Annotated in this window: 3 protein-coding genes; all 3 read right to left on the bottom strand. The window is 56.2% G+C overall.

Annotated elements, in window-relative coordinates; genetic code table 11:
* Positions 1-82: 82 nt before the first annotated feature.
* The 3 genes from HMPREF9446_RS11570 to HMPREF9446_RS11565 all read right to left on the bottom strand — a co-directional run bounded on the left by HMPREF9446_RS11570 (position 83) and on the right by HMPREF9446_RS11565 (position 1,357).
* A complete protein-coding gene (locus HMPREF9446_RS11570; RefSeq protein ID WP_039969260.1) occupies positions 83-556 on the bottom strand; it encodes an N-acetylmuramoyl-L-alanine amidase in 474 nt (157 codons plus the stop codon).
* Positions 557-655: 99 nt separating this feature from the next.
* Entirely contained in the window at positions 656-775 is a 120-nt protein-coding gene (locus HMPREF9446_RS18750) for a smalltalk protein (protein ID WP_157243327.1), read from the bottom strand.
* A 75-nt stretch (positions 776-850) separates the two neighbouring features.
* Positions 851-1,357 carry an HU family DNA-binding protein gene (locus HMPREF9446_RS11565; protein ID WP_009125852.1) on the bottom strand — a complete coding sequence of 169 codons (507 nt, stop codon included), beginning with the start codon at positions 1,355-1,357 and terminating at the stop codon, positions 851-853.
* Positions 1,358-1,524: the final 167 nt, after the last annotated feature.

Raw genomic sequence — 1,524 nt, 5'->3', positions numbered from 1 at the left:
GGGAAGAAGGGGGACACATAATATATATACGCGCATATACGCCTATATGCGCGTGCGGGAAAGGCGCTCCGCGGGAAGCCGCCTACAGGCAGGCCGGATTGGGAGGCGGCGCCTCCTGCAAAATGCTCGCCGCGTCAAAGCAGGGACATTCCTTGACCCATTCCTCGGGTTCTATCTCCCCGTTACCGTCCAGGTCCGGACTGAGGTCGCGATGCCCGCAAAGCCGGGAGCCGGGATAATCCTTCAGCAGCAGCATGACAAGCACACGCAACGAATGCTTCTGGAAAGGGGTCCGAGTGTCGGCGGGACGCCCGCGTCCGTCGAGCCCGCCCTCATAGCAGACGCCGATTGAATTCGCATTGTAGCCGCGCGCGTGCGCGCCGGGCTGCCCCAAAGGCCGCAAGCTTTTGATGTCGCCGTTCTTGCGGATATAATAATGATAGCCGGCGCAGGAAAAGCCGCGGCAAAGGTGGTCGGAGGTAAGGTCATGCTCCGTGTAGCAACGGTCGGAACGGGTGGCGGAGCAGTGGACGACGATAAGGTTGACGGGTCTCATGATGGAAACAGGATTAAAGCCCCGCGGAGGCGTGTCAAAACCGACAAGAGGAATCTTTATTTTGACACGCCTGCAAGCAAGGGCAGGTTGGTACCGGGGTTATATGGAAAGGCAGGAGGGATAGGGCATGGCATGGGAGCCGACAGCCCCGAGCAAGGCCGATGCCAGGGCGATGATTACCTTCAGGATATAATCCCAGACAGAAGATTTCTTTTTCATAAAATTCAAAGTTTAGGTTGTTGGATATTGGTCAGGTCATACTCCCCTCCCCGTCCGGAGAGGGGAACGCGGGGGTTATCCCAGCGGGTTCTCGTTCTCGTTGCCGTCCGAGCCGCCGGTGTCCCCGCCGTCGGCGTTCCCGCCGCCGGTGCCGGAGTCTTCGGGCTTGTCGAGGGAGAACAGCACGTTGGAGGGGCTCTTGGTCTGCGCGTTGCTGCCGTTCACCAGGCGGAGGCCCTTGTCCGGAGAGAAACGGATGTTCACCCTGCTGATGTTACGAACGGTACATTTCTCAGCAAGCTCCACGCCCGGGCAGCGGAAGGTCATGTGGAAAGTACCCAGCTGGTTCAGCCTCACCTTGTCGCCGTTGGCCAGGTGACCCTGGATCTCCTCCACCAGCGCCTCGATGACGTGCTTCACGTCGCCGCGGGTCATGGCACAGTTCTTCTGGATGTTGGAGGCCAGCACATCGACATCAACGGTGCCGCAAGTCTTGGGTTTCTGACGGAGATAATACAACAGCGGGGACTCCTTGTCACTCACGATTCTTCTGCGCCGGAAGCGCTCTACGATTACGTCCATAATTTTGTAATGTTAAGGGTTAGGTTAAAAAAAATATCAAATCAAAAAAGTGGGAAAGAGGAGGGATAAAGGCGCCTGGATCAATGATTATTCCTTTTCTTAAGCACATCACAAAGATACGAAATCAAGAAGCGAAAGTCAAGTGTTTTGTTACTTTTTTTGCAACA

The organism is Bacteroides fluxus YIT 12057, assembly GCF_000195635.1.
GTDB classification, from domain to species: domain Bacteria; phylum Bacteroidota; class Bacteroidia; order Bacteroidales; family Bacteroidaceae; genus Bacteroides; species Bacteroides fluxus.
Note: the sequence above shows the minus strand (reverse complement) of the source record. Positions and strands in the feature narration are given on the sequence as shown.